The organism is Streptomyces sp. CB01635 (assembly GCF_002803065.1).
Lineage (GTDB): Bacteria > Actinomycetota > Actinomycetes > Streptomycetales > Streptomycetaceae > Streptomyces.
Genome location: NZ_NNBL01000055.1, coordinates 1 through 6997, shown reverse-complemented (window position 1 = coordinate 6997; position 6997 = coordinate 1). Strand labels below are relative to the sequence as shown.

The 6997-nt window shown below is 68.1% G+C and carries 5 protein-coding genes; 1 reads left to right on the top strand and 4 read right to left on the bottom strand.

Features of this window, described 5'->3' with window-relative positions:
• Positions 1–250 (bottom strand): DUF2637 domain-containing protein (locus tag CG723_RS45730; RefSeq protein WP_234374901.1); only part of this gene is annotated, 250 nt, incomplete at its 3' end.
• Between the two features lie 364 nt (positions 251–614).
• Positions 615–914: a hypothetical protein gene (locus tag CG723_RS45725; protein ID WP_199842148.1), complete on the bottom strand. Its 300-nt coding sequence runs from the start codon at positions 912–914 to the stop codon at positions 615–617.
• Between the two features lie 743 nt (positions 915–1657).
• Between CG723_RS45725 and CG723_RS45715 the strand changes: the two genes are divergently transcribed.
• Positions 1658–2566: a DEAD/DEAH box helicase family protein gene (locus tag CG723_RS45715; RefSeq protein ID WP_159032739.1), complete on the top strand. Its 909-nt coding sequence runs from the start codon at positions 1658–1660 to the stop codon at positions 2564–2566.
• Here CG723_RS45715 and CG723_RS45710 read toward each other — a convergent pair.
• Both CG723_RS45710 and CG723_RS45705 read right to left on the bottom strand, forming a co-directional pair.
• Positions 2505–6311, bottom strand: coding sequence for a type VII secretion system-associated protein (locus CG723_RS45710; protein WP_100599465.1), 3807 nt, complete (start codon positions 6309–6311; stop codon positions 2505–2507). The two genes, CG723_RS45715 and CG723_RS45710, sit on opposite strands and share 62 nt — an antisense overlap.
• Positions 6308–6715: a hypothetical protein gene (locus tag CG723_RS45705; protein ID WP_100599464.1), complete on the bottom strand. Its 408-nt coding sequence runs from the start codon at positions 6713–6715 to the stop codon at positions 6308–6310. Before CG723_RS45705 ends, CG723_RS45710 begins: the two co-directional genes overlap by 4 nt.
• Between the last annotated feature and the right edge of the window lie 282 nt (positions 6716–6997).

Here is a 6997-nt window from a genome sequence, read left to right as displayed (position 1 = left end):
CCGTCTGGCGCAGCAGCGGGAACGGTATCCGGATCCAGGTCAGCAGCAGGTCCAGGGCGAGCAGTACGCAGATACCCGCGTCGATGCCGATCGGGAACACATAACTGAAGTTCCCGAACCCCTTCTGGAGCGCGAGTGAGCGAACGGCCGCGTACGAACCCGCGAAACCGATGCCGGCGATGACCACCGCACCGGCGACGACCACGCCGATGAGTATGCGGTGCGTCCGTGTCAGCTGTGGCGGGGCCACTGCATCACCCCGCCGCGCACGCCCGCACTCCCCCGCCATCACCTAGTCAACTCGCCCATCACACTTCACTTTTGCACACCCGGTCAGGTCACGACACATGGACTCGATTACTGCCCAACTGCACACGGGTTGATCCAGACGACAATGGCCTCGAAATTGCACCAGCCGGACCTTACGGGAACGGGAAGGGTTCCCGGACCAAGGCCGTGCCCTTCATCGGTAGCCCTGCAACGTCGACGCCCACCTGTTCGCGGCGGTACGCCGCCCAACGGGAAATGCTGCTCTCGGCCGCAGCAACGGCAAGGCGACCGTGAAAGGCCACCGGCCGCCCGGACACGCGGCGGCCGGACCGTGTCACACACTGTCACACTCGGAGCGCCACACACTGGCGCAACAGCGATTCCAAGCGCAATTGGATGTCCTCGCGGTCGAATACCTGAAGAGCGTCGAGGCAGTTGACGATCCACCGCGCCTCGTTCTCGTCCTCGATCTTGAGCGCCACAGCGGTCACCGCGCCCTCCATATCGAACGGGCCATCCTTGAACTCGTCATCGAGGGCCCGGTACCCAGCGGCAAGCAGCGGGTCCGCGTACACACCGGTCGCCTCGGCGAAGGCGCCGGTCTCGGTTCGGTCCGCGTGGAGGCCTGCCAGACGGCGCAACACCTCGTCGGGATCGCGTCGCGACGAGCGGCACCAGGATCGGGGCGATGCCGGTCACCGCCGGGAGGATCAGCCCGATCGCGGCCAGTACCGAGGCCACTGGCTCAATGAGGTCGTCCATCGAGCAGTCCACGAGCCTCCCGGGATCCGGTGCTCGCGGACAGCTGGGATGAGGGCGTGATGGCCGTGAGCGAGGCCCTGGTGGGCATCGCCGACCGGGACTGGTCGCGGTGTGACGGCCGGCCGGTCGGCCGGGGCCGCTGAACTGGCCGTACATATCGCGGACGTGAGGCAGCGTGAGCGAGCCGGACTGGAGCGCCTGGAGGCGTTCGTCCGGGACGCGGTGCTGCCGCGCACGTACCCGCACACCATGGAGCGCCGCCGGATCCTGGAGGCGCCGGGCGAGGCGCCGACCGGCTGTGCAACGCCCGCACGATCGAGTACTCCACCGGCGACGTCATCCTCTGCACTCTCAAGGTCGGCCACTGCGACCCCGAGGGCTATGACCCGCCGAGCGAGGAGAAGTCGGAGGGTTGGCACAAGTGCAATAGGCGTACCTGGATTGACGACCGGCCCTACAACTACCCGCGCACGGCCGCCTGAAATTCCGCGAGAATACCTGAAGGGGAGGCAAGGAAAAGTCTAGGATTCAATGAACACCAGGTAGACCAGAAGTCGAGTTTCCGAAAGTGGTCGGATTTCCTGCAAGATCATCTGTGCCCGCTCAAGGGGCTCGGGGCACGATCGTGTCCGCGACCGGATCGGGGAAGACGATCACCGCCGCCGCGTGCACGCTGGACTGCTTTCCGGGCGGCCGGATCCTCGTCACCGTCCCCACCCTGGACCTGCTCGCGCAGACCGCCCAGGCATGGCGCCTGGTGGGCCACCGGGCTCCGATGGTCGCGGTGTGCTCGCTCGAGAACGACGCGGTACTGAACGAGCTGGGGGTGCGCACCACCACCAACCCCACCCAGCTCGCCCTGTGGGCCGGACACGGGCCTGTGGTCGTGCTCGCCACGTATGCCTCCCTCGTGGACCGCGAGGACATCGACGCACCGGCCGGGCCAGCGGAAGGTTCGCGGGCCGCTGGAAGCCGCTCTGGCAGGCGGGGAGCGGCTGTACGGGCGGCAGATGAGCGGTTTCGACCTCGCCATCGTGGACGAAGCCACTCAACCGCAGGTGATCTCGGGAGACCGTGGGCGGCGATCCACGACAACGCCCGCATCCCGGCCGACTTCCGGCTGTATCTGACCGCGACCCCGCGCATCCTTGCCTCGTCCCGGCCGCAGAAGGGTGCCGGCGGCCAGGAGCTGGAGATCGCGTCGATGGGCCAGGACTCCCAGACCTACGGGCCATGGCTGGCCGAACTCGGGCTCTTGGAAGCGATCGAGCGGGGAATCCTCGCGGGCTTCGAGATCGACGTCCTGGAGATCCGCGACCCCTCCCCCGTCCTCGGGAAATCGGAGGAAGCGCAGCGAGGCCGGCGCCTCGCCCTCCTGCAGACCGCCCTGTTGGAGCACGCGGCAGCGTACAACCTGCGTACGGTCATGACGTTCCACCAGAAGGTCGAGGAGGCCGTCTGGAGACCTGGAATCAACCGTAGGCCAGCAGGGCTGAGGCGGGAATCTGCAGCGCATGAGGTCCCTCGTTGTTGATCACTACATAGGTCGAAGGCGGAAGCTTCTTCAGAAGGTCGCTCATCATCGATTCGGACAACCGAGCCCCTCCGTCAAAGTTCAGCACTTCGGTCGAGGCGTACTCGCGCGAACTGTAGACGAAGACCGCTAAGCGGCCGTCGTACATCTTGCCGATGCTGGGGCGGTGAGGGTTACCGCCCGCGGTGATATACCAGACGCGGCTTCTGCGGAGGGCAGCCGTGAGCAGACCGAGTACTGGCTCACCGTCGGTGTACCGGGCGCACAACTGGGCGATTTCGTCCTCTGGGAGGGCGGGCGCGGGCGGGGCCGCGGCTCGGAAAGCGGACGGAGGTGGGGGCTGCGGGGGTGTCTCCGAGGGCACCGTGGCGGGCGTGGCCGACGTGTTCTCACGGGACCGGACTTTTTCCCCTGCCTCTTCCGTGCCCTGGCCGGCCCGATCGAGCCGGTAGGCGACCGGTGAGGCCGGGTTGATGTGGATCACGGCCTCTGCTGGGAGCAACGCCAGCAGTTCCTCGCCGGAGATCCGGGTGGCCGCGATGCCGTCGGGAATGTGGCTCGCCGAGGTGAAGACCGACGCTTCTAGAGCTCCCGTCGCAGCAGGGGCCGCCTTGGCCACCGCGACCGTGGCCGACTTGAGCGCACGCTCCAACGCCGAGTCGGATCCATAGCCGGTCAGGGCCAGCTGAGCAGCTTCGTCCACAGGGTCTGTGGGCGCCGGGTAGTTCAGCGCGGTGGGTGAGGGGCGATAGCGTTCGTTGGCCTCGTATCCGGTGATCTCGCCATCGGCGCCGACGCGGAACGCGCCCCGGATTCCGTGCCCCGGCACCTCGCCCTGTGGATCGAAGCCGGGGTCGATGGCGTACAGAGAACCTCCGGGAATGCGCCGCGCCGCGGCCCTCAGCTCCTCGGTCACAGGGGGAATTTCGGCCTTGACCTCTGCCGCTGTCCGCACGGCGGGAAGGGACAGCCCTTCCCCTCGGGAATCCACGAACCGGGCGCGCACCGTCTGCGCCCGTGCGTCGTCTCCCACCTGGCGCAGGGCCAGCGAAAGGTTGTGTGCGGTCGCTTTGAGGTCGTCGACCGCCCCGTTGAGGCGCGCACCCCGGGTCTCCTTGAGGACCAACGCTTCCTCGAGCAGGCTCACCGCCCGTGCCGGATCGCCGCACTCTGAGTACAGAGTCCCGAGGTTGGCCAGCGCGCTCGCCAGCTCCTCCGTCACGCGAGGCTTGCCGCGCATGCCTCGCAGCAAGCTGACGGCGTCCTCCAAGTGGCGGCACCCCGCCTCCTTGGAGCCGGTCTCGGCGAGGGTCGCCCCCAGCAGGTTGAGCGTGGCCGCAAGGTCCACGGTGGCATCGGGGTCATGCGCGGCCAGTCCACGCTGCAGTTCCACCGCTTCCTCGGCATGGAGGATCGCCTGTCTCGTCCGCCCGAGATCATGCAGGACCGCTGCGTACGCGCTCAATATCTGTACTAGGCCGTGGCGGGTGCCCGGCCGGTCGTCGGCTGCAAGGTGCCGCCGGTAGGCGGCGAGAGCGTCGGCAAGATGAGGCTCCGCCTGCTGTGGACGGCGCGCCGCCCGCAGCTTCATGCCGTAGTCGGCATGTGCGCCGGCCAGCTCCAGTTCGTTGCGCCCGGGGCTCTGTTGCATCGCCTCGCGATACAGCGACAGCGATTCCGCGGAGCACTCCACGGCGGCGTGCGCCTGTCGAAGCACGTACAGCCGCTGGGAGTGGCTGTTCAGGATCGCCGCACGCTCCGCGATGTCCAGGGGCTCGGGAGAGGACAGCGACGACCAGGCGCTCTTCACCGCGGCGGTACTGAGTTCGAGTGCCGCGTCGTCCATGCCTGCCTCGGCCAGTTCGCTGCTCGCTCGTGACAGTCTCTGTGCGATACGTCCGTTGGCCGCCGCGTCACCGGACTCCAGCATCCGGCGAACCAGGGTCACCGCTTCACTCGCCACGCTGGAGGCGCGCTGCAGGTCGTCGGTCCGCCGGAGGGCACGGGCGTATCGAACGAGTCTCGTCACTTGCTCGCTCGCATGCCAGGGCCCGGTGCCCTGCCATGCCTCCGGCACAGCATGGACGAGTCTGTCGGAGATCGCGACGGCGATCTGGGCCCGGCTGTCGCTGCCCGCCGTGGAACCGAGAAGGACGTCGAGTGCCTCGAGTTCCCCGACTCCCAGCCGGGACGCGGGAGCGGTTGCGCCGCGCCCGGCGACCGCTGCGCGGATCTGCTGTTCGAACCGGTCCGCGGCCATTTCCAGCGCGGCGGGCACGTAGCCCCGCGGGTGGTCGAGAATCAACGCGCTCACAGCCCCGCCGACGCGTTGGGAGACCGTCGGTGAAACCGTCGGTTCCTCTTCCGCCGTTCCCAGCGCTCTGATCAGGACGCGGGCGCAATCCCTGCCCTCGAACCAGTCGTCTGTTCCGCACAGAGTGCGGAACAGACCCTCTGCTTCGACATCCGATCGGCTCCCGGCCGCTAGCGCATACAGGACCGAGTCGGCCAGGCGGTCTGGTCCGGGGGCCCGCCACAGTGATCGGCCACCACCCGGGTAGAGGGCTTGCAACTGTCTTGCCATCCTGGCGAGATCGCCCTGCGCCACCGTGGTCTCGACGCGCCCCAGCGTCCGCAGCGCGGCTGGCTCATCCGGCGGGGCGTAGAGGCAGACCAGCGCGAGGAGCAGGCGCGCGCGGTCATGGCTGATGGGCACACCGGCGGCGGTAAACGCGCCTGTCATATAGCGCTGTTCGTGTTCGACCAGCCCGGTGATCGGGTGGTCCCGGTATTCCAGCGAGGTGGCCCGGCCTTCCACGGCGTCGAGGATGCGCAGGAGAGCTGCGGCGTACAGATGCAGAGTGGTCGGGACGACGGTGGGGCAGCCCTCGGCGATCAAGTCCGCTGATCCAGGGGCGAGGCTCATTCCGGCCTGCTCCGCAGCCCGCGTGAACCCCGCGGTCGCGTCCCGCCACATCTCGCCCAGCCCGGCGGTGCCCATCCCCTCCATGACGGGCGCCAACCGCGTCACCCGCCGCTCGATCCAGTGATGGCGGTGGCTGCCGATGGAGAGTTCCTCCCACCATTCTCCGGTGTCCCGGGCGAGCAGGAGCAGCTTCACGGGGGGCACGCCCTGCGCAGTGGGGAGTTCGGTGACTGTGCGGAGCAATTCCTCGATCCGCGATCGGTGCACCTCGGCAGAGTCGACCACGAGCAGGGCTCGGCCGGACAGTCGCGGAAGAGCCGCGACGGCGGCGAGTTGACGGTCCCAGTGCCGAGCCGACCGGGCGAGTGACCCGGCCATCGCTGCCGCGTTGGCGGCGTAGGGGGCGGGAGCCCGTTCGAGGTCGAGAACACCGGCTGTCCAGCCCAGATCTCGGAGCCGGGCACAGACCTGCAGGGCCAGGGTGGTTTTGCCCTGCCCCGAGGGGGCGCAGACGAGTCGCAACGCGGTTCCACGGCCGTCGCGTGCCCACTCGACCAGGTTCGACTCCTCTGGCCGGCGCACCAGGGGATGCAGTCCGGCTTCCGGGGTGAGCCAGGTCCACGGTCGGGACGTCGGGGCAGTCGGCACCGGCCCGAACAGCAGGCGCTCGGCATCGGCGAGGGAGGCGGGAGCGACGGGTTCGGCGTGGCCGCCGTCGGCGTAGTAGATGACGATGTTTCCGTCACCAGTCACCACGACGGAGTCGATGATGCGCTCCGCAGCCACCCAGCGGTCGCCCGAGAGGGAAGCGTCGGTCACCCGTTGATCCGGTTGTGATCGCCGGTGACGATATTGCCGCCGGTCATGTGCCCGACGTTCACGGCACGCTCACCCAGCGTCGTGAAGCGCGCGCCCGACTGGGCGAGCAGCGTACCGAGTTCGGCGGCCAGTTCAGGATCTCCTTGGAGAATGCGGCGCAACTGTCCGCGCAAGGCCTCCTGGATGGCGGGGTTTTGAGGATCCTCCGCCACATCGCGGACGACGGATTCAAGCTCCTGCCCATGCCGGTTCCGCCGTGCGAATCGCTGCAGGATCTCCCGCCCGAGCGAAACGGTGGCGTCCGCTGCCTGGTCCCTGGCGCGAGTGAGCACCGCGGTCCCGTAGGCACCGATCGCGGTCACGACGTAAGGAGTGATCTCCGCTGCGGTCAGGCTGGCGTCCATATGCGACCCCCGCTCCACTCGGTCGGCGTCACCCCGAGCGGGTGCGCGCCCGTCCTTATAGCTCAACGATATCCTTATAGCTCAACGATAAGGGGTGACCACACGTACAACTCCTCGTCCTGCCAACCGGCGTCACACTCGTCATCGCTGAACAGGTCACCCGCCTCTGTCTGTCCCGCCCCAGGTCGAAGAGGGGCACTGCAGCATGTGTGACCACGACCGAGCAATGCTCAAGACCTAATAGCAGTGCACGGTGACGGGTGACCCCTACTCAAGACTCGG